This is a genomic window from Streptomyces sp. NPDC001532, assembly GCF_040298625.1.
GTDB lineage: Bacteria > Actinomycetota > Actinomycetes > Streptomycetales > Streptomycetaceae > Streptomyces.
In genome coordinates this window covers 1-26,929 of sequence record NZ_JBEPAL010000023.1, presented here as the reverse complement: position 1 = coordinate 26,929, position 26,929 = coordinate 1, and the positions used below count along the sequence as shown (strand labels likewise).

Genomic DNA, 26,929 nt, shown 5'->3' with positions numbered 1-26,929 from the left:
GCGCCGCGCGCTCAGAGAGCGGGCGCGCCCGCGGGCCCATCGTCGAGTCCGGGCGCGGGCCCGTCGCCGGGCCCGTCGCCGGGCCCGTCGCCGGGCCCACGGTTGTGCACGCCGTCGTGCACGCCATCGTGTGCGCCGTTGAGTACGCCGTCGTGTGCGCCGTCGAGCACGCGATCCAGTACGCCGTCGAGGAAAGCCGTCACCTCCGTGAACGCCTCCTGCCGGTTCGTCTCGTGGAACACCTCGTGGCGCGCGCCCGGGAACACGCGCGCGGTGAGCGCGCCTCCGCTCAGACGTTCCACGCCGGCCCGGCTGCCGGCGAGGGGGACCAGACGGTCGTCGTCGCCGTGCAGCCAGAGCACCGGCAGCCCGCCCACGTCACCGGCCTCGGCCACGTCCGCCAGGGTGCGGACGAACGCCCGGAGCGTCGGGTGTTTCATCGGGCCGTGCCAGACCAGCGGGTCCGCCGCGTAGGCCGCGCCGACGCCGGGGTCGCGGGAGAGGGCCGCCGGGTTGACCGGGATGTCGGGGATCTCGCCGTGCGCCGCCTCGTGGGCGAGCAGCCGCGCCGGTGTGTCCCAGGCGCCGATGACCGGCCCGGACAGCACCAGCGCGGCGAGTTCGGCGCCGTACCGCTGGGCGTAGCGGGCGGCGATCAGGCCGCCCATGGAGTGCCCGATGAGCACGATGGGCAGGTCCGGTCGGCCGGCCCGCGCCAGTTCCGCCACCGCGTGCAGATCGGTGACGACGTCCTCGAAGTCCTCGATCACCACCCGCTCGCCCGCCGAGGCGCCGTGCCCGATGTGGTCGGGTCCGAACACGGCCGCGCCGTGCTCCACGAGCACCCCGGCCAGCTCGGCGTAGCGGCCGATGTGCTCGCCGTAGCCGTGCGCCAGGACGGCCAGGTACCGGGGCCGCGGGTGCGGCCACTCACGGGCGGTGATGGCGCCGCGGGTTCTGGCGAGGACGTGCTCGCGGGCGTCGGTCATGGCTGCTCCAGCGACGTCGAGGGAGTTCCGGAAGGTTTCGGGGGATCTTCCCAGGGGGCCGCCCGGAGGTCTATAGTCCAAAACTAGCAGTGCTAATTAATGCTGATGCCGAAGTTGATGCCGAAGCTGTTCTTGTCTGCTGAGCGATGACGGTCAGGAGTCCCACGTGCGTCCCGTCCACTTTGCGGCCGCCCGCCGCACCCCCATCGGCAAGTTGCGCGGAGCTTTGTCCTCGGTGCGGCCCGACGACCTCGCCGCGGCCGTGATCCGCGGCCTGGTCGCCGACGTCCCCGAGCTGGACCCGGCCCGTATCGACGACGTCTACTGGGGCGCCGCCAACCAGGCGGGCGAGGACAACCGCAACGTCGCCCGGATGGCCGCGCTGCTCGCGGGCCTGCCCGAGTCGGTACCCGGTGCCACTGTGAACCGGCTGTGCGCCTCCGGTCTGGAGGCCGTCACCACCGCCGCGCGGACCATCGCCGCGGGTGAGGCCGACATCGTGCTCGCGGGTGGCTCCGAGTCCATGAGCCGCGCCCCCTTCGTGCTGCCCCGCCCGGACGAGGCCCTGCCGCACCGGATCGAGACCGCCGACACCCGGCTCGGCTGGCGCCTGGTCAACCCGGCGATGCGGGAGCTGCACGGTCTGCTCGCCATGGGTGAGACCGCGGAGGAGGTCGCCGTCCGGTACGGCGTCTCGCGCGAACGCCAGGACGAGTTCGCCCTGCGCAGCCACCAGCGCGCCGCCGTCGCCCGCAAGGACGGCCACTTCGACGCCGAGCTGCTGCCGGTCACCCGCCCGGACGGGGTCGTCGTCGACAGCGACGAGTGCGTCCGCGAGGACACGTCGTACGAGAAGCTGTCCCGCCTCAAGCCGGTCTTCCGCGACGGCGGCACCGTCACCGCGGGCAACGCCTCCCCGATGAACGACGGCGCCGCCGGTCTCCTCCTGGTCAGCGAGGAGGCCCTGGACGAGCTGGGCCTGGAGTCCCTGGGCCGCTACGTCGCCGGTGCCTCGGCCGGCGTGCACCCCGATGTCATGGGCATCGGCCCGGTCCCCGCCACCCGCAAGGTCCTCGGCCGGGCCGGCTGGAGCGTCGACGACCTCCAGGAGGCCGAGTTCAACGAGGCGTTCGCCGCGCAGGCCCTCGCCTGCGTGGACCAGCTCGGCGTCGACCCCGACCTGGTCAACCCGAGCGGCGGCGCGATCGCCCTGGGCCACCCGCTCGGCTGCTCCGGCGCCCGCATCCTGACCACCCTGCTGCACCGGATGCGCCGCACGGGTTCGGCCCGCGGCCTGGCGACGATGTGCGTGGGGGTGGGGCAGGGGAGCGCGGTGCTGGTCGAGAGGCACTAGGGGGCGTCTCGCCGATCATGCCGGGCTCCCGGCGCCTGGCACCGCGCCTCGCCGCGTTGTCGTCGGTTGCCATGGCTCCGCCATGCCGCCCTCCTCCGCCTTGCGATGCACGGCACCGGACGCCGCTCGCTGATCCGGCCTGATCGACGAGACACCCCCTAAGGCCTGTCCGACAATTCCCGCCTGCTCCCGGTGCCTGGCACGCGGCCCTAGCCCCACGCCACGGACATCCCGGACCCCGCAGACCCGCAGCCGCAGGGCGCACAGCCGCAGCCGCACACCCGCCTGAGCCGCAACGAAACGGAGCACCCCTCCATGGCAACCCTGTCCCTCGCCAGCATCCTCGCCGAGAACGCGCGTCGCCGCCCCGGCAAGACCGCCCTGGTCGAAGGCGACCTGCGCCTCACCTTCGCCGAGGTCTGGCAGCGCGCCCTGGCCCGGGCCGGAGCCCTCGTCGAGCTCGGCCTGCGGCCCGGGGACCGGGTGGCCCTGATGGCGCCCAACGTGGCCGAGTTCCCGACCGCGTACTACGCGATCGCGGCGGCCGGCGGTGTCGTGGTCCCCGTCCACCTGCTGCTGTCCGCCTCGGAGATCGAGCACGTACTGAAGGACAGCGGCGCCACCCTGCTGCTCTGTCACCCCGCGCAGGCCGAGGCGGGCACGGCCGCCGCGAACGCCGCCGGGGTGCGGGTCGTCACCCTCGGCGCCGAGTTCGACAAGCTCGCGGTGGACGCCCGGCCGCTGCCCTCGTACGTCACGCGCGACGCCGACGACCCGGCCGTCGTCTTCTACACCAGCGGCACCACCGGTGTCCCCAAGGGCGCCGTGCTCAGCCACTTCAACCTGGTGATGAACGCGACCGTCAACGCCTTCGACGCCAACGACGTCCGCCCCGACGACATCGCGCTCGGCGCGCTGCCGCTGTTCCACGCCTTCGGGCAGACGGTCTCCCTCAACTCCGTCTGGCGGGCCGGGGCCACCCTCGTGCTGCTGCCCCGCTTCGACGCGGCGCGCGCCATCGAGCTGATGGTCGAGGAGAAGGTCGACACCTTCCACGGGGTGCCCACGATGTACGTCTCCCTCGTCGCCGCGGCCGCCGAGGCGGCGGCGCTGCCCGAGCTGCGGGTGTGCATCTCCGGCGGTGCCTCGCTGCCGGTGGCCGTGCTGGAGCGGTTCGAGAAGGCCTTCGGGGCGCGGATCTTCGAGGGCTACGGGCTGTCCGAGACCTCCCCGACGGCCACCGTCAACCAGCCGGTGTTCGGCACCAAGGCGGGCACCATCGGGCATCCGCTGTGGGGCGTGGACGTGGAGATCGCCCGCGCGGAGACCGAGGACCGGATCGAGCTGCTGCCGACCGGCGAGCTGGGCGAGGTGGTGATCCGCGGCCACAACGTCTTCTCCGGCTACCTCGGCCGCCCCGAGGCCACCGCCGAGGCGATGGTCGACGGCTGGTTCCGTACCGGTGACCTCGGCACCAAGGACGAGGAGGGCTTCCTGCGGATCGTCGACCGCAAGAAGGACGTCATCATCCGCGGCGGCTACAACGTCTACCCGCGCGAGGTCGAGGAGATCCTGATGCGCCACCCGGGCGTCGCCCAGGTCGCGGTCATCGGCCTGCCGGACGAGCTGCACGGCGAGGAGGTGTGCGCCGTGGTCGTCCCGGCCCCCGGCAGCGCCGCCGACGCCGACGGGATCACCGACTGGTCCAAGGAGCACCTCGGGCGCCACAAGTACCCGCGGCGCGTGGAGTTCACGGACGCGCTCCCGCTGGGGCCGAGCATGAAGGTGCTCAAGCGGGAACTGCGGTCCCGGTACGCCGGACAGTAGCCCGGGCAGTCCGCCCGTACCCCGTCGTACATCGTCGTGCGGTGGCACCGCTGTGCTGCCGCACGACGGCATGTCACCAGGTGAGACCCGCTGACCGCGGGCAGATGCGTGCACATAGCATCGGTGCCCGCATGAACACCATGAACCTCTGGCACATCACCGGCTGGGAGTTCGCCGTGCTGGCCCTCGCGGCCCTGCTCGTCGGCTTCTCCAAGACCGCGGTGAGCGGCGCCAACACGATCAGCCTCGCGGTCTTCGCGGCGGTGCTGCCTGCCCGCGCCTCCACGGGCGTGCTGCTGCCGCTGCTGATCGCGGGGGACGTGCTCGCCGTCCTCACCTACCGCAGGCACGCCCACTGGCCCACGCTGTGGCGGCTGTTCCCGGCGGTCGCGGCCGGCGTGGTCATCGGCACGGCGTTCCTGATGTGGGCCGACGACGAGATCGTCCGCACCTCGATCGGCGCGATCCTGCTGCTGATGACGGCGCTGACGGTGTGGCGGCGGCGCACCGCCGAGCGGACGGACGAACCCGACTCGGTCACCGGCCGCGCGGGCCGCATCAAGGCCCGCTCCTACGGTGTGCTCGGCGGCTTCACCACGATGGTCGCCAACGCGGGCGGGCCGGTGATGGCGATGTACCTGCTGTCGGCGGGCTTCCGCAAGCTGGGCTTCCTCGGCACCTCGGCGTTCTTCTTCCTGATCGTCAACGTGTCCAAGGTGCCCTTCAGCGCGGGCCTCGGCCTGATCGACGGCTCCTCGCTGCTCCTCGACGCCGCGCTCGTCCTCTTCGTGCTGCCCGGAGCGCTGCTGGGCAGATGGGCCGTGGACCGCATCAACCAGCGCCTGTTCGAGCAGCTCGTCATCGCCGCGACGGTGCTGGGCGCCCTGCAACTCCTGCTGCGCTGACGGACCCCCCCTAGGAGGCACCCTCCGCCGGACGGTCGCGCAGCCCCAGCAGCGCCGGAAGGTCCGCGAACGAGTCGACGACGTGATCGGGCTCGCCGCTCGCCGCCCGGTGCGTCTCCGGCAGGTACTTGCCGGTCCGCACCAGGACCCCCGTCAGACCGGCCCGCTGGGCGGCGAGCACATCGGACTCGATGTCGTCGCCCACCATCACCGCCTCGTCCGCACCGGCGCCCAGCCGCGCCAGCGCCGCCCCGAAGAACGCCGCCGACGGCTTCCCGGTCACCTCCGCCTCCGTACGCGCCGCCTGCTCCAGCCCGGCCAGGAACGCCCCCGAGTCCAGCCGCAGGCCCTCGTCCGTACGCCAGTACAGATTGCGGTGCATGGCCACCAGCCGCGCCCCGCGCTGCAGACAGCCGAAGGCACGGTCGAGCGCCGCGTAGCCGAACTCGGGCCCGGCGCCGCCCACGAGCACCACGTCCGGGGCGTCCGCGCCCTCGTCGCCCGCCTCGCCCACCAGGCGCACGCCCTCCAGGTCCGCCTCGATCTCCCCGCTGTTCAGCAGGTAGCAGCGCGCCCCGGGACACCGCTCGGCGAGATGCGCGGCGGTGGCGGCCGGCGCGGTCAGGATGTCGTCGGCGGACACCGGGAACCCCGCGTCCGCGAGCGTCCCGGCGATCGACGCGCAGGTCCGGGACGTCGTGTTGGTCACCAGGACGAACGGCAGTCCGGCGGCCCGGATCTCCCGCAGCGCCTCCACCGCGCCGGGCAGCGGCTGCCAGGAGACGGTCAGTACGCCGTCGATGTCGATGAGCACGGCTCGCACCGGGTCCATGACACGACCATAACCGCGCCACCGCCGACACGGGCGGCCGTCAGCCCTCCCGCCGCCAGTTCTCCCGCCGTCGGTTCTCCCGCCGTCAGCTCTCCCACTGGGCGAGACGGTCCAGCGCGGCGGCCGTACCGGTGAACTCGCGCTCGCCGAGCAGGGCGCGCAGCTCCCCGTTGAAGCGGTCGATCTCGGGCCGGGCGGCGCGCAGCGCGGCGGCCCCCTCCTCGGTCAGCTCCAGCACCACGGCCCGGTGCTCGCGCGGATGCGCCCGCCTGGCGAGCAGGCCGGCCCTGGTCAGCCGCGCCACCAGCCCGGTCACCGCGGACTCGCGCAGCCCCAGCACCTCGGCGAGCCGCCGCTGGGTGAGCCCCGGCTCGTCGCGCACCGCGAACAGCGCGCCGAGCTGGGCGGTGGTGACGCCGGCGGCGGCCAGACAGCGGCGGTCGGCGGACGTCCGCAGCCGGTGCGCCGCGCGTTGCAGCAGGAAGTAGAGCCGGTCGTCGGACTCGCTGTCGCTCCCCATGGGGGGATCTTGACAGATGCGACCGCCGCGCGGGAGCCTCACTTCACTACTGAAGTGACATCTCGGTGAGGTGGGAAGTGAACGGCATCCCGGATCTCGCGGCCGCCCGGCGGGTGCTCGACGACCAGCCCTTCAGCAAACTCCTCGGCGCCCGCCTGGTGACCTTCGGCGACGGCGGCGCCACCCTCGAACTGGACATCCGAGACGACCTGCGCCAGCAGTACGGCTTCCTGCACGGCGGCGTCCTCGGCTACGCGGCCGACAACGCCCTCACCTTCGCCGCCGGAGCCGTCGCCGGAGCCAGGCTCATCACCTCCGGCTACACCATCGACTACCTGCGCCCCGCCGTCGGAACCCTGCTGCGCGCCCGCGCGAGCGTCGTCCGCGCCGGCCGCACCCGCGTGGTCTGCCGCTGCGATCTGGCCACCGTGGACGACACGGGCGTCGAGACGCTGTGCGCGGTCGCCCAGGGCACCATCGCGGTCCCGCAGGACACCTGAACGCTCTGCGCCTACGCGGTGTCCGGCAGCTCGTAGTCGCTGATGACGTACAGCGCCTCGTCGTCCACGGCGTCGCGCTCCCCGTCCAGGAACACCCGCACCGGATGGCCGTCCGCGGCGTACTCCGTCTCCGCCGCGTACACGCCGTCATGGCGCGCCTGCCGCACCTGGGCCAGCAGCTCGCCGAGGGTGGGCACCTCGCCGGGGAGCCGGGCCACCACCCGGCGTCCGCTCTCGTCGAGGCCGACCGCGTCGGCGACCTCGCCGTCGCGCACGGTCACCCGGAAGGTGCCCAGCAACGACCGCTCCCCTTCGCTCGACCTCAGCGTGAACGAGTAGGCGTCGGGCTCCACCCAACCGGTGCCACCGTCCCCCTGGCCGCCCCGGCCCCCACGTGGTCCCCCGTCTCCCGGATCGTTCGACGCCTCACCCGCGCAGGCGGAGACCACCGCCAGCAGCGCTCCGGTCAGCAGGGCGGCGGTGAGCCGGGAGCGGGCGGTGCGGCGGACAGCGGTCATGGCGGCATCCTCTCGACGGGCGGGCGGGCGGGCGGTCCGGTGCCGCGGCGGCGCTCGACGGCCGACCGCGGTCGTTCCTACGACGCCAAAGGCCCGTCAGGCGTTCGATACGCTCGGCGCCATGCCCCGCCACATCCTCGTCCTCGGCGGCACCACCGAGGCCCGCCACCTCGCCGCCGAGCTGGCGGCACACCCAGGAGTGCGGGTCACCACCTCGCTGGCCGGGCGGGTGACACGGCCCGGGGCGATCGCCGGTGAGGTGCGCGTCGGCGGCTTCGGCGGCGCCGAGGGGCTGGCCGACTGGCTGCGCGCGCACACCGTGGACGCCGTCGTCGACGCCACCCACCCCTTCGCCATGACCATCACGGCGAACGCCGCACACGCCTGCGCCGCCACCGGACTGCCCCTGACGGTGCTGCGCCGACCGGGCTGGCGCCCCGAACCCCTCGACCGCTGGCACCCGGTCGCCTCACTCGCCGCCGCCGCACAGCTGCTGCCGAGCCTCGGCCGCCGGGTCCTCCTCACCACCGGCCGGATGGACCTCGCGGCCTTCGCCCACCTGGACCGGCTGCACTTCGTCGTACGGTCCGTGGAGCCCCCCGAGCCGCCGATGCCGCCGGACATGGTGCGGGTCCTGGCGCGCGGGCCGTTCACCCTCGCCGACGAACGGGCACTGCTGCGCGAGCACCGCGTCGACGTGCTGGTGACGAAGGACAGCGGCGGCGCCGCGACCGCGGCCAAGCTCACGGCCGCCCGGGAACTCGCTCTGCCCGTCGTGGTCGTACGCCGCCCGCCGCTCCCGGACGGCGTGACCGCGGTCCCCGGCGTACCGGAGGCCCTCGCCCGGCTGGGCCTGGGGCCGGGTCCCGGTGCGCCGGGCGGGGGAAGGGGCGTCTCCTCGGGGCTCAGCGCGCCCCGGTGAGCGCCGGCCGCTGCTCCGGTCGCGGGGCGAGCCCATGGCTCAGGTCCTCGACCAGCAGCCGCTTGGCGATCGTGTCCACCGCGGCCCGCAGCTCCGCGCCCGACGGGCGGCCGATGTCCTCCCGTACCCGCTCCTTCAGCCAGGTGCCCCACGCCTCGGAGATGACCCGCGCCTCGCGGGCGCCCGCCGGGGTGTGGGTGAGGATCGAGCCGTCGCGGGTCAGATAGCCCTCGTCCACCATCCGGTCGAAGACCGGCAGCAGCACCTCGGGCGGCATCCGGCGGCGCACCGCGATCAGCCCGAGGCTCGCGTGGCCGACCAGCCGGGTGAACAGCTCGACCTGCATCACCGCCCAGGCCCCGGCCACGTCCAGCCGCGTGTCGGAGCCGGTCAGGAGCCGGCGGGCGGTCTCCTGGTCCATGCCGCCGATGATCTTCCCGACGGCGGCCTCCAGGACCCGCCGCGAGTCCGCGCCCGCCGGTGAGGCGAAGCCGTCGCCCATGTCGGTGGAGCCCATCCGCGCGCTGTCGCGCAGCGGCACCTCCTTCAGGAACAGCGCCACCACGAAGCCCACGGCGACGATCGGCACGGTCCACAGGAACACTGTCTGGAGGGTGTCCGCGTACGCGTCGACGATCGGGGCGCCGACCGCGGACGGCAGCTCGTGCAGCCCGTCCGGGCTGGTCGCCGCCCGGGCCACGACCGACGGATCCCCGCCGCCGGTCCGCACGGCCGCCGCGACACCGTCGCGCAGGTTGGGCTCCAGGGTGTTGGCGTAGATGGTGCCGAAGACGGCGGTGCCGAACGAACTGCCCAGGGTGCGGAAGAAGGTGACGCCGGAGGTCGCGGTGCCCAGATCGGCGTACTCGACGGTGTTCTGCACGGCGATCGTGAGCACCTGCATGCACAGACCGATGCCGGTGCCCAGCACGAACATGTACAGCGACTCCCGCCAGACGCCGGTCGACGGCCCCATCAGGGACATCAGGAACAGCCCGAGCCCCATCACCACCGACCCGACGATCGGGAAGAGGCGGTACCGGCCGGTCTTGCTGACCACGTTGCCGCTGGCGATCGACGCGATCAGCAGACCGACCACCATGGGCAGCGTCCGTACGCCGGAGACGGTGGCCGAGTCGCCGTCGACGTACTGCAGATAGCTCGGCAGATACGTCATCGCGCCGAGCATGGCGAAACCGACGATGAAGCTGAGGATCGAGCACACCGTGAACACGGGATTGCCGAACAGCCGCATGGGCAGCATCGGTTCGGCCGCGCGGGTCTCCACCCAGCAGAACAGACCGAGCGCGACGACGCCCAGCGCGAACAGCCCGATGACGACCGCCGAACCCCAGGCGTACTCGACGCCGCCCCAGCTCGTCGCCAGGATCAGCGCGCTCGCGCCGACCGCGACCAGGGCGATGCCCAGGTAGTCGATGACCGGCCGGGACGCCGACTTCACCCCCGGGATGGTGCGCGCGGCGGCCGCCACCACGACGATCGCGATCGGCACGTTGACGTAGAACGCCCAGCGCCAGGAGAGATGGTCGGTGAACAGCCCGCCGAGCAGCGGCCCGATGACCGTGGACACCCCGAACACCGCGCCGATCGCGCCCTGGTACTTGCCGCGCTCGCGCAGCGGGATGACGTCCGCGATCAGCGCCATCGACGTCACCATCAGCCCGCCCGCGCCGATGCCCTGCATCGCCCGCCAGGTGATCAGCAGCGGCATGTCGGTGGCCAGACCGCACAGGAACGAGCCCGTGATGAACACGATCGCCGAGACCTGGAAGACCACCTTGCGGCCGAACAGGTCGCCGAACTTGCCGACCAGTACGGTCGCGACGGTCTCCGCGAGCAGATACGACGTCACCACCCACGACATGTGCTCCGCCCCGCCCAGGTCCGACACGATGGTGGGCAGGGCGGTGCCCACGATCGTCTGGTCGAGGGCCGCCAGCAGCATCCCCAGCATGATCGTCACGAAGACGACGTTCCGGCGCCGGACGTCCAGCACGGGAGGCTGTGCGGCGGGCGGCGCGGGCTCCTCGGTGATCGTCACGGGGCCACGATCACACCGCCCGAGGCCCCCCGCATGCGGGGACGGTCCGCCCGGGTGCCCATCCCCTAAGGGGTGCCGGCACCGCCCTCGGCCGGATTGCGGCGCAGCAGATACGTGTCCATGATCCAGCCCTTGCGCTCACGCGCATCCTCGCGCAGCCGCTCGATGCGCGGCGCGGCCTCGGCGATCGGGCCGGCGACGGTGATCTCGTCCGGGGTGCCGAGGTAGGCGCCCCAGTAGATGTGGATGTCCTGATCGGCGTACCGCCGGAAGGTCTGGTGCGCGTCCAGCATCACCACGACGTCGTCGACGCCCTCCGGGAAGCCCTCGGCGAGCCGCCGCCCGGTGGTGATCTGCACCGAACCGGCCACCCGGTTCAGCCCTGTGCGATGCCGGGCCACGAGCGAGGAGACACTGCTGATGCCGGGCACCACGTCGTACGCGAACGACACCGCGCCCCGCTCCAGCACCTCCTCCAGGATGCCCAGCGTGCTGTCGTACAGCGACGGGTCGCCCCACACCAGGAACGCGCCCGTCTCCTCCTCGCCCAGCTCCTCGCGGATCAGCCGCTCGTAGATGTCCGCGCGGGCGCTGCGCCAGTCGCCGACGGCCGGCGAGTAGTCCGCGCCGCCCGCCCGGCGGTCCCGCTCCGGGTCGCGGGCCTCGACGACGCGATACGTGCCCTCCGGTACGTGCGTCTCCAGCATGTCCCGGCGCAACCGGGTGAGGTCCGACTTCACCTCGCCCTTGCCGAGCAGGAAGAACACATCCGTGCCCCGCATCGCACGGACCGCCTGAAGGGTCAGCTGCTCGGGGTCGCCCGCACCGATACCGATGACATGAATCTTTCGCACGCCCCGAGTCTGCCGTACGCCTCCGACGGCGCCGCCACCGCCCGGCCGAACCCGGCTCAGACCCCCCGGAGCCGGGGCGCCCGGGCCCGCGCGTCCACCACCGCGGCGCCGCCGACCCCGTCCGCGCCGTCCGCCCCGGCCTCGACCGCCGCCGCCAGCTCGCGCGCCCACGCCACCACTCCGGCCAGATCCATGCCGTACACGCCGGGCCGCCCGAGCGCCGCCGCCCACTCCTCCACCGCACCCGCACCGCGTCGCAGCAGCCGCGCCCCGCCGGTCACATTGCCGCGGGCCGCGTGGGTGAGGCCCACGGCGAGCTGGGCGAGGCCCCGCCACAGCGGGCGCTCCTCGTCCGGCCCCGACTTCCAGGCGTCCTCGAACACCTCGTGCGCGTGGAACGGCTTCCCGGCGTCCAGCAGCGCCTGCGCCTCCGCCACGGTCTCCTCGGGCGTCCGCACGACCCCCTCGGGCTGCCGCTCCACCCCCTCGGCCCCGTACTCCAGCGGCCGGCCCAGCCCGTCCCGCGGCCGAGCGCTGCGCGCCCGCCCCTCCGCGTCCCGGTCCCGTGCCCCGGCCGCCGCCGGCGTGCTGTTCTCGTGTCCCGTTCCACCCATGTGCCGATTGTCCCGCCGAGGGCCCGCTTCGGCGTCGCCGGGCCGGTGGGGTAAAGTGCTGTCCGCGCGAGCACGCGGTCGACCGCACGACGCGCATCGGGACGTGGCGCAGCTTGGTAGCGCACTTGACTGGGGGTCAAGGGGTCGCAGGTTCAAATCCTGTCGTCCCGACAGATCGACCGATCTGTCGAGGTCAGGGCCTTGTCTCACTTCGGTGAGACAGGGCCCTCGCTCTTTTCCCGGGGCCGTCGCCGCTGCCGGAGCGGCTGCCCGAACTCGCCGCCGTCCCCCGCCTCGTCGCCGCCGCTCCCCGGCCGCGTCGGCGCCGCTCTCGTGCCGTATCCCGTACTCACGTGATGCCCCGCCCGTACACGTATTCACGGGATGGGCAGCTCTCAGGTGCCCGCGATGATCGTCGAGTCGGCAATGAGAGAGCGCTATCGGGCCCTCGCCAGCGTGTAAGGAAGAAGTTCGGTGACTCAACAATCCAGCTCCGTACCGGGTCTCGCGCCGGTGCTTCCGGCGCCCGGGGCGCACACCGCGCGCAAGGCCGGTCTGATCGCCGGAATCATCCTCGTCTCCCTGAACCTGCGTCCGGCGATCACCAGTCTCGGGCCGCTGCTCCCGCAGATCGAGAAGGATCTGGGGCTGTCGGGCACCGGGGCGGGGCTGCTGACCATGCTGCCGGTGCTCTGTCTGGGCGTGTTCGCGGGGCTGGGGCCCGCGTTGCGGCACCGGTTCGGTGAGGACCGGGTGCTGCTCGGGTGTCTGCCGGTGCTGCTCGCCGGCATCCTGCTGCGGCTGCTCGACCCGACGGCCCTGCTGTACGTCGGCACGGTGGTGATCGGCGGGGCGATCGCGGTGGCCAACGTGGTGCTGCCCAGCCTGATCAAGCGGGAGTTCCCCGACCGGGTGCCGCTGATGATGGCCACCTACACGATGGCGCTCACCTTCGGCGGCGCCGCCGCGGCCGGTGCGGTGATCCCGCTGGAGGACGTGGTGGACACGGACTGGCGCGGCTCGCTGGGCCTGCTCGCCGTGCCGGTGGTGATCGGTGTCGTCGCCTGGCTGCCGTTCGGGATCCGGCGGGTGGTGCGGACCGGCGACGGCCGGCGGGTGTCGATGGGGCCGCTGCTGCGTGACCGGCTGGCCTGGCTCGTCACCGCCTTCGTCGGCCTCGAGGCGCTGCTGGCCTACGTCATCTTCGGCTGGCTGCCCGCGATCTGCGTCGACCGCGGCATGAGCGAGGAGGCGGCCGGCTACATGATGTCGGCGATCACCTTCCTCCAGGCCGCCGGCTCGATGGTCGTCCCGTTCTTCGTGGACCGGGGCGGCCGGGGGCAGCGGGGCTTCTGCGTGGTCGTCTCGCTCGGCACCGCCGTGGGCCTGATCGGTGTGGTCGCCGCGCCGATGTGGAGCATCTGGCTGTGGGCGCTGGTCCTCGGCATCATCGGCGGCGCCGCGTTCAGCCTGGCGCTGACCCTGATCGGACTGCGCGCGGGCGACGGCGACAGCGCGGCCGGGCTGTCGAGCATGTCGCAGGGCGTCGGCTACGCGCTGGCCGCGGCCGGTCCCTTCGGGGTCGGCGCGCTGCACCAGCTGTCCGGCGGCTGGGGCGTGCCCCTGGCGGTGCTCGTCGGGCTGTGCGTGCTCATGGCCGTCATCGGACTCGGTGCCGGCCGCGACGCGACCGTCACCCTGAAGCGCTAGACCGGCGGTCGTCCACCGGCCCGCTCCTCGTTCCCTCCTGCACGTCTTCACACCCCGCAGACCCTGCTCCGGCCGTGCACCACGCCGACCCGACCCAGGGAGGTTCGTGCTGCCCGGCACCCGCTTGGTAACCGTCCGATGGGAAAGAGAAGATGAAACCTGCAGATCTGTCCGATGTGGGCGTGGCCGGCCCGGCCGATCCCGTGGCCGCGGGCCCCGTGACCACCGAGCCGGGCAGCGCGGCCCCGGTGACAGCGGCCCCGGTGACAGCGGACCCGGCGACCGCCGACCCGGTCGCCGTCGTCCACCGGCACCTGATCCGGCACACGGCTCCGGACGCGGCGCCTTCCGGCCGGCCGGTGCCCGTGGTGGTCCGTCAGCAGGGCGCGCGGATCGAGACCCGGGACGGCAGGGTGCTGCTGGACGCCGCGAGCGGCGGATTCGGCGGCGCCCACCCGCGGGTCCGGGCCGCCATCGCCGACCAGGCCCGCCGGGTCGCGCTCTCCAGTCGGATCCTCGTCAGCCGCCCGCTGGCCGGCGCGGTGGCGGCGCTCGCGGAGTTCTGCCCCGGCCCGCTGTCGGTGTCGTATCTCTGCAACAGCGGTGACGAGGCGCTGGACTCGGCGTTCAAGCTCGCCAAGGGCACCCACCCGGACCGCCCGTACGCGCTGGGCATCCAGGGCGAGGACTTCGGCGCCCTCAGCCACGGCCGGTCGCTGGGCCGGGGGAGCGCCGTACTGCCCGGCGCCCCGCTGCGGCCGCGCACGGTCCCCGCCGAGGCACCGGAGGAACTGCTGGAGCGGGTCGACGAGTCGGTGGCGGCGGTGCTGGTCGCCCCGGCGGCACCCGGCCGCCCGCTCGGCCGGCTGACCCTCGACTGGTGGGTGGCGCTGCGCGAGCGCTGTCACCGCACCGGCACCCTGCTCGTCCTCGACGAGCGCCGCACCGCCCCGGCCCGGCTCGGCCGCCCGCTCGGCACCGGCGCGCTGGGCATCTTCCCGGACGTCCTGGTGATGGGGGAGGCCCTGGGCGCCGACGCGGTGCCCGTGGGCGTGTCGGTGATGACCCGGGCCGTCTACGAACGGGTCTACGGCCGCCGCAACCCCAGCCTGCACGGCTCCACGTTCGGCGCCAACCCGCTGTCCGCGGCGGCCGTGGGCGCCGTGCTGGACGCCGTGGTGAGCGATGACCTCGCCGCCCGGCAGCGGGACTTCGAGCAGGCCGCGCTGCGGCTGCGGGAGGAGCTGACCGGCTCCGCCGAGCTGCACGCGGACGGCTCCCTGCTCTGGGTCCGCACCCGCGACACCGGCGCCGCCCGCCGGCTCGCCGCCGAACTGGCCGCCCGGGACGTCCTGGTGCGCGACCCGGCCGCCGGCCTGGTCACCCTCACCCCGCCGCTCACCGCCGACCGGGAGGACACCGACCAGATGCTCCAGCGGCTCGCCGAGGCGCTGAAGGCACTCGACACCGAGGAGACCGGACGATGAGCACCGCGACCGCGGTGGCGGCCCTGGACCGCCAGCAGGTCCTCACCACGCTGGGCCGGCACTGGAACCCCACCGCCGCGCTGATGATGGCCGCGGCCGGCCGGCAGCTGGAGTCGCACGCCCGAGGCACCGAGGTGTTCGCCGAGGACGGCTCCCGCGCCCTGGACTTCGCCGGCAGCTACGGCGTCTTCCTCGTCGGCCACCAGAACGACGCGGTGCGCACGGCCGTCCTGGACGCCCTGGAGACCGCGCCGACCCTGGTGCCCGGCACCGTCCACCCGGCCACCGCCGACCTGTTCGCCCTGCTGACGGAGATCCTGCCGGCCGGGCTCACCGAGTTCTCGCTGGGCTGCTCCGGCGCCGAGATCTCCGAGATCGCGCTGCGCGCCGCCCACCTGGCCCGCCCCGGCCGCCGGAAGATCGTCATCGTGGACGGCGGGTACCACGGCAAGACCCTCGGCGCCCTCACCGTGCTCGGCCAGCACGAGCACCGGGACGACTTCACGCCCGCTGGCGAGGACCTGGTGATCGTGGCCCCGGGTGACGCCCGGGCCGTGACCGAGGCCGTGTCCGGCGGCGACGTGGCCGCCGTCTACGTCGAACCGGTGCTCGGCGGCGCCTACCTGAGGGTGCCGCCCGCCGACTTCATGCCGCGGGTGGCCGAGGCCTGCCGGGACACCGGCACGCTGCTGATCGCCGACGAGATCCAGACCGGGTTCGGGCGCACCGGGAAGATGTTCGCCGTCGAGCACTCCGGGGTGCGGCCGGACATCATGCTGCTGTCCAAGGCGCTGACCGGCGGGTTCGTGCCGGTCGCGGTGTTCGCCGCGACGCCGGAGGTGCTGGCCGCCGCCCGCGAGAACCCGCGCTGGTACCCCGGTGTGCTGGACGGCACCGCGGGCTCCGCCCTGTCGATGGCCGCCGCCGCGGCCACCATCCGGGAGGTGCGGGAGCGGAATCTGCCGGAGCGGGCCGAGACCGTCGGCCGGGCGCTGCGCGAGGGCCTGAAGCGGGCGGTCCGCAGGCATCCGCGGCATCTCGTGGACGCCCCCGGCATCGGGCTGATGACCGGGCTGCGCACCCGCAACCCCTCGGTGGAGAACCTGATCTCCATGCAGATGGCGGCCCGCGGCATCCATCTCGGCCACTCGCTCAACGAGCAGATGGACGAGCCCGTGCTGCGCTTCTACCCGCCGCTGACGGTCTCCGAGGCCGACATCGAGCGGGTGCTGGCGGCGCTGGAGGAGTCGCTGGACTGGCTGGACCGGCGTCCGGCCTGGCTGATGCGCCGGATCACCTGGCTGCTGCGCCGCCAGTACCGGCTGCCGCCGCCGCTGGTGCTGAAGCTGATGCACTCCGACCTCGAAGTGAACTGGTGACCGGGCCGACAAGGGGGAACTCGACATGGAGATAGCCATCGCGGAGTCCGGCACGTCCGAGTACCACGAGGCGCGGACGTTCGCCCAGAACAGTTACCGCAAGGCGTACGGCGCGACGACCGCGCCGCGTCCGGACCGCTTCGTGACCGTCCGCGAGGCGGCCGGCGGCCCGATCGTCGCCTGCGCCGGTCTCACCGGACCGCGCCCGGAGGGGTTCTTCTCGGAGAACTACCTCGGGGAGCCGGTGGAGCGGGTGCTGGCGTCGGTGGTGGACCTCGCCCCGGAGCGCGGCGAGGTGGTGGAGGTGGGCCCGCTGGCCGGTGCCGGCGGTGCGGGCGGTGAGCTGATCCGACTGCTGCCGATCATCGCCTGGTGCCAGGGGAAACGATTCATCCTCGCCACGGTCACCGACAAGGTGGAGCGGTCGATGGCCGGCGCGGGCGTGCCGTTCATGCCGCTGCGGCAGGCCACCACCGACTGGATGGACGCCACCGCCCGGTCCAGCTGGGGCACCTACTACGACCGCTCGCCGATCACCGGCGTGGTGCCGCTCGACAGCATCGGCCACCTCATCAACAGCCTGACCGGCCGCTACAACTTCGTCGAACTCGCCGTGCGGACCCTCGTCGGCACCGCCCAGGAGGTGTCCGGTGCACACGCTTAAGAAGACCCTCCAGACCCTGGCCGAGGACGACCGTCCGCTCGTCGACGTGCTCGCCCCCGACGGCTCGGTGGCCCGCTCCTACTCCTACCGCCGGATCACCGGCGCCGCGGCCGCTGTCGCCGCGACCCTGCGCGCGCACCCCGTACGACCGCGCGGCCCGCGCCCCGACGGCGACCCCACCGACCCCGCCCAGCTCCAGGTCGGCGTGGTCACCGCCAACGGACCGGAGTTCCTGGTCGCCGACTTCGCGGTCCTCGGGGCCGGCGGCGCCGAGGTGGTGGTGCCACTGGCCTTCACCGCCGACCAGGCGGCCTCCATGCTCGCGGACGTCGACGTCTGCCTCGCCGACCGGGCGGGTGTGCACAGGCTGACCGAGTGGGGCCTGGAGAAGGTGCTGCCGCCGGACGCCGAACTGCGGGTGCTCGACATCGAACACGACCAGTCCGGCACCGATCCGCTCTTCGCGGACCTCGACGCCGCCGAACGCCTCTGCAAGATCATCCACACCTCGGGCACCACCTCCAAGCCCAAGGGCGTGTGCATCCGCGAGGCCGCGCTGGAGGAGCTGATCGGCTCGCTGCGCTCGGCGATGCCCGCCGGCGCCTACCGCCGCTACCTCTCACTGGTCCCGATGAGCCTGCTCATCGAACAGGTCACCGCCGTCTACCTGGTGGTGTGCGACGGCGGCACGGTCGTGCTGCTGCCGCCCGGCGTCCCGCTCGTGGGCACCTCCTCCTTCGCCCCCCAGGCGGTGTTGCCCCACATCCGCGCCGCGCACCCCACGGCGCTCGTCGCCACCCCCGCCCTCGCCGAGGCCATGCTCACCGCCGCCGACACCGAACGCGCCGCCCGGCGCGACCCGGTGGCCGCCCTGTTCGGACGCACCGAGACACCACTGGTCTGCTGCGGCGGCGCCCCCGTCGACGCCGACACCCTGCGCCGCCTCGACGCCCACGGCATCCCCGTGTACGAGGGCTACGGGCTCAGCGAGAACAGCTCGGTGGTCGCCTGGAACACCCCGGCCGCCCGCCGACTCGGCAGCGTCGGGGCCCCCCTCGCCCACGTCCGGGTCCGCACCGCCCCCGACGGTGAACTCCTCGTCAAGAGCACCTCCTTGTTCGCCGGGTACAAGGGCGGCGACGACCCGTCCGGCTGCGAGGTCGACGAGGACGGCTGGCTGCACACCGGCGACCTCGCCGACATCGAGGACGGCTACATCTGGATCAAGGGACGCAAGAAGAGCGTCATCATCACCGCGGCCGGCCGCAATGTGGCACCCGAGTGGGTGGAGGCCCAGTACCGCTCCCACCCCGCCGTCCTGGCCGTCGCGGTCGTCGGCGACGGACTGCCCGCCCTGCACGGCCTGTTCCTCGTCGACCCGCGGGCCCCGCTGGACACCGTCCGCGCCGAACTGGACGCGCTGGGCCGCGACCGGCTCTCGGACGTGGAACGCGTCGAGGTGGCCCATCTGGTCCCGGCGGACGAGTCACTGCACGCCGAGTTCTTCACCGTCACCGGACGGCCCCGCCGCTCCGCTGTGCAGGCGGCGCTCACGGCCGGCCGCTTCGGATGACGGTGTCCCCGCCGCCCGGACATCGACGGCCGGCGCGGCTGCGCACATCCGGCAGCTCCCCTGTCCCGACCCTTTCGACATCCCGAGGAGAAACCATGATCGACCACGTGCGTGCGACCTCCTACGGCTCCGGCACCGGCCTGCTCCTGACGCCGGCCGATCCCTCGACCACCCTGGCGAGCCTGGTCCCCGGCCAGGTGACCGGGGCGCTGCGCGAGGCCGGCTTCCTGCTGCTGCGCGGCTTCCGGCCCGACCTCGAACAGTTCTCGGCGTTCGTCGGCGCCCACTCCGAGCGGGTCACCCTCGACCCGGCCCGCTCCTTCCACGGCGGCTCCACCGCGCAGAAGGTGGACGCCGGTTACGACTCGGTCGGCCTGCACCTGGAGAACGGCAACAGCCCGTTCGCGCCCACCCTCACCTGGTTCTTCTGCGAGAAGGCCGCCTCGTCCGGCTCGCAGACCACCGTGTGCGACGGCTACCGGGTGTGGGACGCGCTCAGCGAGGAGGCCCGCGGCCTGTTCGGCGAGCACGAGATCGTCTACAGTCGGCGGGTCGAGGAGACCAAGTGGAAGGCCTTCGCCGCCTTCCACCTCGGCTCCTCCGACGCCTCCTCCGTCACCGTCGAGCAGCTGCGCGATCTGGCCGGCGGCCCCGGCGAGACCACCATCGACCTGCTGGACGACGGCTCGATCCACTACGCCTACCGGGTCTCGGCGGCCCACGGCACCCTCTTCGGGGAGCGGCTGGCCTTCGCCAACAGCATCCTCGGCCCGTCCAACCACTACGAGACGCCCCGCATCACCTTCGCCGACGGCCGGGACATACCCGTGCACATCCTCAAGGAGGTGGAGAGCGTCACCGAGGACCTGACCGAGGAACTCGACTGGGCCGACGGCGACGTGGCGCTCATCGACAACACCCGGGTCATGCACGGCCGCCGCGCCATCACCGACCCCGAGCGCACCATCTACAACGCCCAGAGCGACCTGGACCGCGTACTGCTGACCGTCTGACGAGGCTCGCCCCGCCGTGGTGCCGCCGGGAATCCCCCGGCGGCACCTCTCGTCGCTCACGCCCAGAGTTCACCCCGGCCCGGCTCCAGCAGCGAGTCCAGTAGTTCGCCGTCCCGCCCGCCGCCGACCACGCGTACCGCGGGCCGTTCCGTGCGGTACGGCAGCCAGTCGTCCGCCGGCGCGCCGGTGCGGACGAACGCGCCCCACAGCCGCCGCACCCGGGTGCGCAGCGCGGTCAGCTCCGCCTGGTCGGCGTCGGCGAACAGCGGGGCGTGCCGGGCCTCCTCGCGGCCCAGCACGAACGGGATGTCGACGCAGTGGCAGGCCCGCAGGCCCGCGCCTTCGCCGGGCACCTGCCAGTCGAAGCGGAACAGCCGCACGTTCGCCCCCCAGGAGTCGGCGAGGTCGGCGAACCGCTGGGTCGGCGTGATGAAGAACGCGTCGGTCTTCAGCTCCTCGAAGGCCACCCGCAGCGGCGCGCCGGAGGCGTAGTGCCGCAGCGCCTCCTCCGCGCGAGCCCCGAACACCCCGCTGAACTCGGCCGCCACCTCCGCGTGCGTGATCCCGTCCAGGCCCCGGTCCTTCCCGTACCACAGGCCGCACTCGTGGCGGGTGACGCCGGCGAGGAGGTCCAGTCCGGCGGGCGGGGGCGCCGCGCGCAGGGCGCTCGGCAGATCGGCGGGGACCACCGCCCCGTCGGCGACGAGCTGGAACGGCGGCCGGACGTCACCACGCGGCCGGGGCCGGGTGAGCAGGTCCCGCTGGGCGAGCAGCAGCCGCTCGCCGGAGACGGTCCGCAGGCCGGCCGGGTCGGTGTCCAGCGCGGCGAGGAAGTCGTCGGCGGTGCGCGCCGCCTCCTCCCGGGTCAGCGGCGGCATGCCGAGCGGCGCGCTGTGCAGGGCGGCACGCCGGAACAGCGGACGCACCTGGGGCAGCGCGAGCAGCGCCGCGAGGGACTGCCCGCCGGCCGACTGGCCGAGCACCGTGACACGGTCCGCGTCTCCGCCGAAGGCGTGGATCTCCCGCTTGACCCAGCGCAGTGCCGCGATCTGGTCGAGGAGCCCCGCGTTGGTGACATGGGTCGTGCCGGGGGCGGTACGGAAGGACAGCGAGGTGCCGCTGCCCTCGAGGGCCGCCGGGCGCGCCCACGACGGGGCGAGGAAGCCCAGGGCGCCGAGCCGGTAGTTGACCAGGACGACGACGATGCCTTCCTGGGCGGCGAGTTCGGCGCCGTCGTAGCGCGGCAGGTCGGCGCCGCCGGTGAGGAAGCTGCCGCCGGGCAGCCACACCAGCACCGGGTGGGGGCCGTCGCCGGTGGCGGGGGCCCACACGTTCACCGTCAGACAGGCCTCCGTCCGCGGCGGGTCGACCGGGTCGCCCATCAACGCGGCGAACGGGGACGGCAGTTGCAGCGGGACCGTGCCGACCGGGCCGTCCACCCGCAGCGGTTCGGTCCAGCCGGGGTGCGGGCGGGGCGGGGCGAAACGGTCCGGGCCCACGGGCGGGGCGGCGTAGGGCACACCGCGGTACGCCGCCACGCGGTGGCCCGGTCCCTCCAGCCGGCCGACCAGGGGACCGCCCGACACCTCCGTCTCGGTCCGGGTCGTCGCCGGGGCGGCGTCAGCTGCGCGCATGGATGGTCGTCTCCCTGTCGGTCGGGGTCACTTCGAGGTGGGGGCCGGGACCTGCCCGGAGGGGCTGTGCGCCAACACGTAGCGGGCCAGCTCCACCCGCCGCGACACGCCGAGCTTGGCGAAGGCGCGGCGCAGATGGGAGTCCACGGTGTGCGCGGAGACCGCCAGCCGCTGCGCGGTCTCCCGGTTCGTCAGGCCCTCCGCCACCAGGCGTACGACACGCACCTCGGACGGCGTCAGGCTGTCCCAGTCGGCCGCGGTCTCCGGCGGCCGGGGCGCGGCGAGCGACACGGGCCGCGCGGCGGGACCGGCGAGCGCCCGTGCGGTGCCGGGCGCCTCGCGCACGATCCGGCCGGGCGAGAACCGTGTCCGGCGCCGGACGCGTTCCGCGCCGAGCCCCGCTCCGGCGGCCACGTAGATCCGCTGGGCCTCCTGGAGCATCTCGGTCGCGCGCAGCGGTTCGCCCTGGACCCGGGTGGCGTCCGCCGCGTCCTCCAGCGCGGAGGCCAGCGCGAGCGGATGCGAGCCGCCGCGGAAGGCCCGCACGGCACGGTGCAGCGGTGCCGCCAGGCCCCGGTACAGCCCCTGGGCGTGCAGGGCGGCTCCGGCCAGCGGGGTGACGCCCGGGTTCTGCCGGGCCAGCCGCCGGGCCAGGTCGACGGCCTCCGCCGCGTGTTCGGGCGCACCGGCCCGCAGCGCGATCCGGACCAGGTGGGGGAGGGCCAGCGGGTCCGCGGCGAGCAGCCAGGTGTGCCGCCCCGGATCGGCCCACACCTCCGCCAGCCGCCGAAGGGCCGCCTCCGGGTCGCCCGAGGCGTCGAGGTGGATCGCGGCGGCCAGCGCGGGGAACGCGCCGGCGAAACCGGACGGTGTGCCCGCAGGCGACTCCAGGTGCGCGGCGGCCCGTTCCAGGTCCCCGCGGACGGTCGCGAGCAGCACCAGCATGGCCCGCAGCGCCTTGCGGGTACCAGGGTCGGCGAGCCGCCCGCAGGCCTCCAGGCCGGCCTGCGCCTCCTGCTCGGCGTCCTGGAGGCGTCCGCAGTGCCACCGCTGGACGGACCGGGCCAGATGCCAGCGCGGCGCCGCCCACTCCCAGCCCTGCTCGCTCATGGTGTCCCGCCAGGCCTTCAGCACCTCGCCGGCGTCCAGCGGCCGTCCCGCCGAGCTGAGGACCAGCGCGGGCACCGCCCGCTCCCAGCCGAAGCTGCGCTCCGTACCCGGCGGTCCGGCCACGACCGCCTCCCCGGCCAGCCGCAGTGCCTCGCCGATCTCGCCCGCGTGCTGGGCGCAGCCGGCGAGCAGTGCGGTGCCGAGGGCCGCCGAGGCCAGGTCGCCGGTGCGCCGGGCCAGGGTGACCGCGGAGCGGGCCAGGGCGGCGGGCCGCGCGGTGTCGCCGCCGGAGTACGCCAGCAGACAGCGCGCCTCCAGCACGGTGAGCCACGCCCGGCGGCGGGCGGGCGGACGGGACGGTCCGAGCGCCCGCCGCAGATGCCGCAGCGCGTCATGGGCCTCGCCCAGCCGCAGCAGCAGCTCCACGAGTTCGGCGAACGCCTCGGCCTCGGCGTCGGTCTCCCAGCCCGCTCCGGCGAGCGCCGTGTCGAGCAGCCGGTGGGCGGCGCCGGTCTGGCCGGTGGCCAGGAAGAGCCGTACCGCCGTCCGCACCGGCCCCGCCGCGAGCGGTTCGTAGCGGCGCAGATGGGCCAGCAGCGCCCCGGACAGCTCCTCACGCTCGCGCGGCGGCACGGAGCCCTCGTTGCGCAGCAGCCACTCCAGGTGGGCGACGCCCTGCTCCAGGTCCTCCTCGGTGCCGGACAGGATCAGATGCCCGATGGTCTCCGGGCAGGGCCGTCCCTCGGCCGCGCACAGCCGGGCCGCCTCCGCGTGCAGCGCGCGGCGCACCGGGCCGAGCAGGCTGTCGTGCAGGGCCTGGTGGACCAGCGGGGCGCGGAAGCGGAAGGCGACCCCGTCGTCCTCCAGCAGGCCAGCCGCCGCGGCCTCCTGCGCGGCCGTCGCCAGCTCCATCGTCGACCGGCCGGTCAGCGCGGCGGCCTCCCGCAGCGAGAAGCGCGGTCCCAGCACCGCGCCCACCTGGAGCAGTTCCCGCGTCTGCTGGCCGAGTCCGGACAGCACCGGCGCGGTCGCGCGGGACAGATCGGCAGGCGGGTGCCCGCCCAGCACCTGCAGCGTGCCGCCCTCGGTGCGGATCCGGCCCTCCTCGCGCAGCAGCTGGACCAGCCGCTCGATCAGGGAGGGCGTGCCGCCCGCCATGGTGACCACCCGGCGCACGTCCTCCGGCCGGGCCGCCGCGCCGAGGAGTCCGGCCGCCAGCTCCGAGGCGGCCGTCTCGTCCAGCGCGGACAGCGGCACCACCTCGGCGTGCGCGGCCAGCAGCCGGTCGAGGGCGTCCCGGGTGGGCCGTACGACGGGGAAGTCGGTACAGGCGGCCAGCCACAGCACCGGCACTCCGGTGAGCCGGGGCAGCAGGGTCTCCAGGGCGGCGAGGGTCAGCTGGTCCGCCCATTGCAGGTCGTCCAGGACGATCACCAGCGGGGACCGGGCGGCCCGTCGCTCGATCAGCCGGTGCAGCAGCTCGATCAGCCGGCTCCAGTGCGTCGGGCGGTCGGCGAACGCGGCCAGCGACCGCGCCTCCTCGGCGTCGATCACCGGGCGCGGTCCGGCGGCCAGCGCCGCGAGCAGCGGCGCCATCGCGGAGTGCTGGTCCAGCCGGGCCAGCCGGGCCGTCGACACGGCCATGCCGCGCCGCGCGGCCTCGGCGCCTGCCGTCCGCAGCAGCAGCGACTTGCCCGACCCGGACGGGCCGTGGAACACCAGCAGGGAACCTCTCCCCGCCGCCGCCGCGTCCAGCGCGGCCCCCAAGGCCGCCCGTTCCCGCTCGCGCCCGACGAGACGCTGGTCCCCAGGTGCCGGCATGGGGTGCTTCCTCCCTGTCTTGCCGCCTCGCATGTGCCCGTCGCCGCCGCTGCCCGAGCGGTCAGCGACCGGGACCACCGCGGCCCCGGGCCCGCCGCGGCGCCCCGGGCCCACGCTCGGGCTCCGGTTCGGCGGCGCGCACCGCCAGCAGGCCCTCCAGGGCGTGCAGACTCGTCTGGACGACATGCCGGGCCGCCGCCGCGGCGGCCTCGGAGTCCTGGTTCGCGATGGCCTGGACGAGCGCTTCATGGGCCTCGACACCGCACTCCAGATGGGTGTCCGCGCCGGCGAACAGGTCCAGGCTCTCCTGGAGCCGCTGGACGAAGAAGCGGTAGCACTCGGTGAGCGTCACATTGTGCGCCGCCTCCACGACCGCCAGGTGCAGGGCGGCGTCCCGCCTGCCGAACTCGGCGTCGTCCCGCCCGGCCGCCTCGCCGCGCTCCTCCAGCAGCCGCCACAGCCGCGCCATGTCCTCGGGGGTGCGCCGCCGGGCCGCGGAGTGCGCCGCCTGCACGTCGAAGCAGAGCTGCACCTCGAACACATCGCGCACATCGGCGAGTTCGATGCTCTGGAGCATGGGCGCCGGGTCGGACACCGACCGCACGAAGACGCCCTTGCCGCGCTGTGCCTCCAGCATCCCGGTGTGCACCAGCGCGCTGACGGCCTCGCGGATGGTGGGGCGGCTCACGCCCAGCTCGGCCGCCAGTTCCGTCTCGGAGGGGATCCGGGAACCGATGGGCCAGGCACCGTCGGCCAGCTCCTTGTGGAGCAGTGCGATGACCTCACGGGCCGTCGAAGGACGGGCGATCGGGCGCAGAGCCATGGCGCGGTCCCCTCGGTGCTCTCGTCAGTTGTCTGACAACTGACGTCAGGTTAGCCACCGTTCGTCAGGCCCGACCAGTCCGCTTCCGGCCAAGGGGACGGCAGATCGCGCCGAAGGCGGCGAGCAGCGCGGCCGGATCGGGGCCCTCCAGCACGGACGGCTTGGCCAGCCCGTCCAGCACGATGAAACGCAGCACGTCGCCGCGCGACTTCTTGTCGACCCGCATGGCCTGGAGCAGCCTCGGCCACTGGTCGTGGCGGTAGCTCAGCGGCAGCCCCAGCGACTCCAGGACGGTGCGGTGCCGGTCGGCGGTGGCGTCGTCCAACCGCCCGGTGACCCTGCCGAGTTCGGCCGCGAAGTGCATCCCGACGGCGACGGCGGCGCCGTGCCGCCAGGTGTAGCCCTCGTTCTTCTCGATCGCGTGCCCGAGCGTGTGGCCGTAGTTGAGGATCTCCCGCAGCCCGGCCTCCCTCAGATCCGAGGAGACCACCTCCGCCTTCACCCGGACCGCGCGCTCGACGAGTTCCGCGGTGTGCGGTCCGGCCGGGGTGCGGGCGCCCGCCGGGTCGGCCTCGACGCGGTCGAGGATCACCGGGTCGGCGATGAACCCCGCCTTCACGATCTCGGCGAGCCCGGAGACGTAGTCCTGCGCCGGGAGCGAGTCCAGGGCGGTCAGATCGCAGAGCACTCCGGCCGGAGGATGGAAGGAGCCGACCAGGTTCTTGCCCTCGGCGGTGTTGATGCCGGTCTTGCCGCCCACGGCGGCGTCCACCATGCCGAGGACCGTGGTCGGCACCGCGATCCAGCGCACGCCGCGCAGCCAGGTCGCCGCCACGAACCCGGCCAGGTCGGTGGTGGAACCGCCGCCGACCCCGACGACGACGTCGGTGCGGGTGAACCCCGACCGGCCCAGCGTCTTCCAGCAGTAGGCGGCGACCTCGGCGGTCTTGGCCGCCTCGGCGTTCGGCACCTGGATCGCGATCGCCTGGAAACCCTGCCCGGCCAGCTCGGCGCGCAGCGCCTCCCCGGAGCCGGCCAGCGCCTCCGGGTGGATCACCGCCACGCGGGTCGCCCTGTCGCCGATGAGCCGGGGCAGTTCGGTCAGCAGGCGGCGGCCGATCAGGACGTCGTAGGGCTCGGTGCCGCCGACATGGATGCGGGTCGTCATACGGGTTTCAACTCCAGTACGTCGAGGACTGCTCGGGCGACCTCGGTGGGGGTACGGCCGTCGGTGGCGACCAGGGCGCGGGCGACCTCGGCGTACAGCGGCCGGCGCGCTTCGGCCAGCTCCCGCCAGCGCTGCTGCGGATCGACCGCCAGCAGCGGCCGGGCCGTGCCGAGACCGCTGCGGCGGGCCGCCTCCTCCGCCTCCATCGACAGCCAGACGACCGGGTGGGCGGCCAGCAGCGCGCGGGTGTCCGGGTCGACCACCGCGCCGCCGCCCAGTGCGAGCACACCGTCGTGCTCGGCGAGCGCGGCGCGGACCGCGCGCTTCTCGACGGCGCGGAAACGCGGCTCGCCGTGCGCGGCGAAGATGTCGGCGATGGCGCGGCCCTGTTCGGCGACGATGTCGTCGTCGGTGTCCCGGTAGCCGACTCCCAGCCGCTGCGCGAGCAGCTGTCCGACGGTGGACTTGCCCACCCCCATCGGGCCGACCAGGACGACGACAGGACCGGTACTCATCGGATGTGCAGGTTGTCGAGGTACGACCGCACGTTCCGGGCGGTCTCGGCCACGCTGTCGCCACCGAACTTCTCCGCCACCGCGTCCGCCAGCACCAGCGCCACCATCGCCTCGGCCACGATCCCGGCCGCCGGC

Annotated in this window: 22 protein-coding genes, 1 tRNA gene and 2 pseudogenes; 12 read left to right on the top strand and 13 right to left on the bottom strand. The window is 74.1% G+C overall.

Annotation, left to right across the window (positions count from 1 at the left end):
* Window positions 1-173: 173 nt before the first annotated feature.
* A pseudogene (locus ABT232_RS21450) lies at window positions 174-989 on the bottom strand (alpha/beta hydrolase); the annotation flags it as partial.
* A gap of 166 nt (window positions 990-1,155) precedes the next feature.
* Here ABT232_RS21450 and ABT232_RS21445 point away from each other — a divergent pair.
* From ABT232_RS21445 to ABT232_RS21435, 3 genes are all read left to right on the top strand, one after another.
* A complete protein-coding gene (locus ABT232_RS21445) occupies window positions 1,156-2,343 on the top strand; it encodes a thiolase family protein (protein ID WP_351842212.1) in 1,188 nt (395 codons plus the stop codon).
* Between the two features lie 315 nt (window positions 2,344-2,658).
* Window positions 2,659-4,170, top strand: coding sequence for a long-chain-fatty-acid--CoA ligase (locus tag ABT232_RS21440; RefSeq protein WP_351842210.1), 1,512 nt, complete (start codon window positions 2,659-2,661; stop codon window positions 4,168-4,170).
* Window positions 4,171-4,301: 131 nt separating this feature from the next.
* Window positions 4,302-5,075 (top strand): sulfite exporter TauE/SafE family protein, encoded by a 774-nt coding sequence (locus ABT232_RS21435; RefSeq protein ID WP_351842208.1) that lies wholly within the window; start codon window positions 4,302-4,304, stop codon window positions 5,073-5,075.
* A 10-nt stretch (window positions 5,076-5,085) separates the two neighbouring features.
* Here the strand turns inward: ABT232_RS21435 and ABT232_RS21430 are convergent, their stop codons facing one another.
* The gene (locus tag ABT232_RS21430; RefSeq protein WP_351842206.1) at window positions 5,086-5,907 is read right to left on the bottom strand and encodes an HAD-IIA family hydrolase; all 822 of its coding nucleotides are present in this window, start codon (window positions 5,905-5,907) and stop codon (window positions 5,086-5,088) included.
* Between the two features lie 85 nt (window positions 5,908-5,992).
* On the bottom strand, window positions 5,993-6,427 hold the full coding sequence (locus ABT232_RS21425) for a MarR family winged helix-turn-helix transcriptional regulator (protein ID WP_351842204.1): 435 nt from the start codon (window positions 6,425-6,427) through the stop codon (window positions 5,993-5,995).
* A gap of 77 nt (window positions 6,428-6,504) precedes the next feature.
* On the opposite strand from ABT232_RS21425, the gene ABT232_RS21420 reads away from it, so the two are divergent.
* A complete protein-coding gene (locus ABT232_RS21420) occupies window positions 6,505-6,927 on the top strand; it encodes a PaaI family thioesterase (protein WP_351842202.1) in 423 nt (140 codons plus the stop codon).
* Window positions 6,928-6,938: 11 nt separating this feature from the next.
* On the opposite strand, the gene ABT232_RS21415 is transcribed toward ABT232_RS21420, so the two are convergent.
* The gene (locus ABT232_RS21415; RefSeq protein WP_351842200.1) at window positions 6,939-7,445 is read right to left on the bottom strand and encodes a DUF6174 domain-containing protein; all 507 of its coding nucleotides are present in this window, start codon (window positions 7,443-7,445) and stop codon (window positions 6,939-6,941) included.
* Between the two features lie 121 nt (window positions 7,446-7,566).
* Between ABT232_RS21415 and ABT232_RS21410 the strand changes: the two genes are divergently transcribed.
* Entirely contained in the window at window positions 7,567-8,367 is an 801-nt protein-coding gene (locus ABT232_RS21410; protein ID WP_351842198.1) for a cobalt-precorrin-6A reductase, read from the top strand.
* On the opposite strand, the gene ABT232_RS21405 is transcribed toward ABT232_RS21410, so the two are convergent.
* The 3 genes from ABT232_RS21405 to ABT232_RS21395 form a co-directional block, all read right to left on the bottom strand.
* Window positions 8,351-10,429: an MDR family MFS transporter gene (locus tag ABT232_RS21405; RefSeq protein WP_351842196.1), complete on the bottom strand. Its 2,079-nt coding sequence runs from the start codon at window positions 10,427-10,429 to the stop codon at window positions 8,351-8,353. The two genes, ABT232_RS21410 and ABT232_RS21405, sit on opposite strands and share 17 nt — an antisense overlap.
* A 65-nt stretch (window positions 10,430-10,494) precedes the next feature.
* Window positions 10,495-11,283 carry a precorrin-6A synthase (deacetylating) gene (gene cobF, locus ABT232_RS21400; RefSeq protein ID WP_351842194.1) on the bottom strand — a complete coding sequence of 263 codons (789 nt, stop codon included), beginning with the start codon at window positions 11,281-11,283 and terminating at the stop codon, window positions 10,495-10,497.
* Window positions 11,284-11,339: 56 nt separating this feature from the next.
* The gene (locus tag ABT232_RS21395; protein WP_351842192.1) at window positions 11,340-11,897 is read right to left on the bottom strand and encodes a DUF309 domain-containing protein; all 558 of its coding nucleotides are present in this window, start codon (window positions 11,895-11,897) and stop codon (window positions 11,340-11,342) included.
* A gap of 97 nt (window positions 11,898-11,994) precedes the next feature.
* Between ABT232_RS21395 and ABT232_RS21390 the strand changes: the two genes are divergently transcribed.
* The 7 genes from ABT232_RS21390 to ABT232_RS21360 all read left to right on the top strand — a co-directional run bounded on the left by ABT232_RS21390 (window position 11,995) and on the right by ABT232_RS21360 (window position 19,723).
* Window positions 11,995-12,068, top strand: a tRNA-Pro gene (locus tag ABT232_RS21390).
* Between the two features lie 303 nt (window positions 12,069-12,371).
* The gene (locus ABT232_RS21385) at window positions 12,372-13,607 is read left to right on the top strand and encodes a CynX/NimT family MFS transporter (RefSeq protein WP_351842190.1); all 1,236 of its coding nucleotides are present in this window, start codon (window positions 12,372-12,374) and stop codon (window positions 13,605-13,607) included.
* Window positions 13,608-13,759: 152 nt separating this feature from the next.
* Window positions 13,760-15,094 (top strand): aminotransferase class III-fold pyridoxal phosphate-dependent enzyme, encoded by a 1,335-nt coding sequence (locus tag ABT232_RS21380; protein WP_351842188.1) that lies wholly within the window; start codon window positions 13,760-13,762, stop codon window positions 15,092-15,094.
* Window positions 15,091-16,473: an aspartate aminotransferase family protein gene (locus ABT232_RS21375; protein ID WP_351842186.1), complete on the top strand. Its 1,383-nt coding sequence runs from the start codon at window positions 15,091-15,093 to the stop codon at window positions 16,471-16,473. Before ABT232_RS21380 ends, ABT232_RS21375 begins: the two co-directional genes overlap by 4 nt.
* Window positions 16,474-16,498: 25 nt before the next feature.
* Window positions 16,499-17,137 carry a thermostable hemolysin gene (locus ABT232_RS21370; protein ID WP_351842184.1) on the top strand — a complete coding sequence of 213 codons (639 nt, stop codon included), beginning with the start codon at window positions 16,499-16,501 and terminating at the stop codon, window positions 17,135-17,137.
* On the top strand, window positions 17,124-18,710 hold the full coding sequence (locus tag ABT232_RS21365; protein WP_351842182.1) for an AMP-binding protein: 1,587 nt from the start codon (window positions 17,124-17,126) through the stop codon (window positions 18,708-18,710). The genes ABT232_RS21370 and ABT232_RS21365 overlap by 14 nt, the downstream gene beginning before the upstream one ends.
* Window positions 18,711-18,805: 95 nt before the next feature.
* Window positions 18,806-19,723, top strand: coding sequence for a TauD/TfdA family dioxygenase (locus ABT232_RS21360; RefSeq protein ID WP_351842180.1), 918 nt, complete (start codon window positions 18,806-18,808; stop codon window positions 19,721-19,723).
* Between the two features lie 56 nt (window positions 19,724-19,779).
* On the opposite strand, the gene ABT232_RS21355 is transcribed toward ABT232_RS21360, so the two are convergent.
* The 6 genes and pseudogenes from ABT232_RS21355 to ABT232_RS21330 form a co-directional block, all read right to left on the bottom strand.
* Entirely contained in the window at window positions 19,780-21,357 is a 1,578-nt protein-coding gene (locus ABT232_RS21355; RefSeq protein ID WP_351842178.1) for a carboxylesterase/lipase family protein, read from the bottom strand.
* 27 nt (window positions 21,358-21,384) lie between these two features.
* The gene (locus ABT232_RS21350) at window positions 21,385-24,288 is read right to left on the bottom strand and encodes an ATP-binding protein (RefSeq protein ID WP_351842176.1); all 2,904 of its coding nucleotides are present in this window, start codon (window positions 24,286-24,288) and stop codon (window positions 21,385-21,387) included.
* Between the two features lie 61 nt (window positions 24,289-24,349).
* The gene (locus ABT232_RS21345) at window positions 24,350-25,111 is read right to left on the bottom strand and encodes a FadR/GntR family transcriptional regulator (protein ID WP_351842174.1); all 762 of its coding nucleotides are present in this window, start codon (window positions 25,109-25,111) and stop codon (window positions 24,350-24,352) included.
* Between the two features lie 64 nt (window positions 25,112-25,175).
* On the bottom strand, window positions 25,176-26,279 hold the full coding sequence (aroB, locus tag ABT232_RS21340; protein ID WP_351842172.1) for a 3-dehydroquinate synthase: 1,104 nt from the start codon (window positions 26,277-26,279) through the stop codon (window positions 25,176-25,178).
* A complete protein-coding gene (locus ABT232_RS21335; RefSeq protein ID WP_351842170.1) occupies window positions 26,276-26,794 on the bottom strand; it encodes a shikimate kinase in 519 nt (172 codons plus the stop codon). Before ABT232_RS21335 ends, aroB begins: the two co-directional genes overlap by 4 nt.
* Window positions 26,791-26,929: pseudogene (locus ABT232_RS21330) on the bottom strand (chorismate synthase); the annotation flags it as partial. The pseudogene ABT232_RS21330 and the gene ABT232_RS21335, both read right to left, overlap by 4 nt.

Coding starts and splice junctions, on each gene's coding strand:
- ABT232_RS21440 (WP_351842210.1), top strand. CDS start 2,659: ATGGCAACCCTGTCCCTCGCCAGCATCCTCGCCGAGAACGCGCGTCGC.
- ABT232_RS21435 (WP_351842208.1), top strand. CDS start 4,302: ATGAACACCATGAACCTCTGGCACATCACCGGCTGGGAGTTCGCCGTG.
- ABT232_RS21430 (WP_351842206.1), bottom strand. CDS start 5,907: ATGGACCCGGTGCGAGCCGTGCTCATCGACATCGACGGCGTACTGACC.
- ABT232_RS21425 (WP_351842204.1), bottom strand. CDS start 6,427: ATGGGGAGCGACAGCGAGTCCGACGACCGGCTCTACTTCCTGCTGCAA.
- ABT232_RS21415 (WP_351842200.1), bottom strand. CDS start 7,445: ATGACCGCTGTCCGCCGCACCGCCCGCTCCCGGCTCACCGCCGCCCTG.
- ABT232_RS21410 (WP_351842198.1), top strand. CDS start 7,567: ATGCCCCGCCACATCCTCGTCCTCGGCGGCACCACCGAGGCCCGCCAC.
- ABT232_RS21395 (WP_351842192.1), bottom strand. CDS start 11,897: ATGGGTGGAACGGGACACGAGAACAGCACGCCGGCGGCGGCCGGGGCA.
- ABT232_RS21380 (WP_351842188.1), top strand. CDS start 13,760: ATGAAACCTGCAGATCTGTCCGATGTGGGCGTGGCCGGCCCGGCCGAT.
- ABT232_RS21375 (WP_351842186.1), top strand. CDS start 15,091: ATGAGCACCGCGACCGCGGTGGCGGCCCTGGACCGCCAGCAGGTCCTC.
- ABT232_RS21370 (WP_351842184.1), top strand. CDS start 16,499: ATGGAGATAGCCATCGCGGAGTCCGGCACGTCCGAGTACCACGAGGCG.
- ABT232_RS21360 (WP_351842180.1), top strand. CDS start 18,806: ATGATCGACCACGTGCGTGCGACCTCCTACGGCTCCGGCACCGGCCTG.
- ABT232_RS21355 (WP_351842178.1), bottom strand. CDS start 21,357: ATGCGCGCAGCTGACGCCGCCCCGGCGACGACCCGGACCGAGACGGAG.
- ABT232_RS21350 (WP_351842176.1), bottom strand. CDS start 24,288: ATGCCGGCACCTGGGGACCAGCGTCTCGTCGGGCGCGAGCGGGAACGG.
- ABT232_RS21345 (WP_351842174.1), bottom strand. CDS start 25,111: ATGGCTCTGCGCCCGATCGCCCGTCCTTCGACGGCCCGTGAGGTCATC.
- aroB (WP_351842172.1), bottom strand. CDS start 26,279: ATGACGACCCGCATCCATGTCGGCGGCACCGAGCCCTACGACGTCCTG.
- ABT232_RS21335 (WP_351842170.1), bottom strand. CDS start 26,794: ATGAGTACCGGTCCTGTCGTCGTCCTGGTCGGCCCGATGGGGGTGGGC.